1 protein-coding gene is annotated in these 1,180 nt (G+C 35.8%); it reads left to right on the top strand.

Annotated elements, in window-relative coordinates:
- The first annotated feature begins 71 nt into the window (after positions 1 to 71).
- Positions 72 to 1,162 (top strand): IS4-like element ISAba1 family transposase gene (locus WA249_RS18875; protein WP_085940648.1). Its coding sequence is split into 2 segments (ribosomal slippage): positions 72 to 612 and positions 612 to 1,162, totalling 1,092 coding nucleotides; the frame shifts between segments, so codons are not numbered across the junction.
- Positions 1,163 to 1,180: the final 18 nt, after the last annotated feature.

Genomic DNA, 1,180 nt, shown 5'->3' with positions numbered 1-1,180 from the left:
CTCTGTACACGACAAAAATAGATAACTCATTGAAATAATGTCACAATAATTGTTTTCTAACGACGAATACTATGACACATCTCAATGAGTTATATCTTATCTTAAACAAATCTCTAAAATGGAACAAGTCACATTTAAAGTGCTTTGCGCTCATCATGCTTGTGATTATTTTAAAGCAAACATGTAATCTTTCTTCTGCATCTAAAGCCTTGCCCATCAAGTGTTTACCACAATCATTTTATCGACGTATGCAGCGCTTCTTTGCAGGTCAGTATTTTGATTATCGTCAAATTTCTCAGTTGATTTTCAATATGTTTTCATTCGACCAAGTGCAACTGACTTTAGATAGAACCAATTGGAAATGGGGAAAACGAAATATTAATATCCTGATGCTCGCAATCGTTTATCGTGGAATAGCGATACCTATCCTTTGGACATTGCTTAATAAACGTGGAAATTCAGATACGAAAGAGCGTATTGCTTTGATTCAACGCTTTATAGCCATTTTTGGTAAAGACCGTATTGTGAATGTGTTCGCAGACAGAGAGTTTATCGGTGAGCAGTGGTTTACATGGTTAATTGAACAAGACATCAACTTCTGCATTCGTGTTAAAAAAACTTCATTGTCACCAATCATTTAGGAAAGAATCATAAAATTAGTGATTTATTTCGCCATCTTAAAGTTGGTCAAATTGAATGTCGTAAACGACGGATTTTGGTTGGTCGGGTGAAACTATATATAAGTGCACTACAGTTAGAAAATGGAGAGCTTTTACTCGTCGTTTCTCCTCAGTTTAATGCCAATGCTATTCAGGATTATGCATTACGCTGGGAAATTGAAACCTTATTCAGTTGTCTCAAAGGACGCGGGTTTAATCTTGAAAATACGCGCTTGACAGACCCTAGACGAGTGAAAAAATTGATTGCGGTGTTAGCTATAAGCTTCTGTTGGTGTTACTTAACGGGTGAATGGCAACATAATCAAAAAAAAGCGATAAAAATAAAGAAGCATGGACGACTCTCAATGAGTTTATTTCGCTATGGTTTAGACTATGTTCAAATGGCGATTCAGCGTTTAATTGGTTTTGGGAAAAAAGAAGAGTTTAAGGAAATTTTGGCAATTTTAAGAAAGCAGAATCCTGATAGGATAAGGGTTCTGTGAAATTTGTCGTGTACAGAG

The organism is Acinetobacter sp. 161(2023) (genome assembly GCF_037027805.1).
Classification (GTDB): domain Bacteria; phylum Pseudomonadota; class Gammaproteobacteria; order Pseudomonadales; family Moraxellaceae; genus Acinetobacter.
The sequence above is the reverse complement of the archived record's forward strand: the minus strand, read 5'-3'. Positions and strand labels throughout refer to the sequence as shown.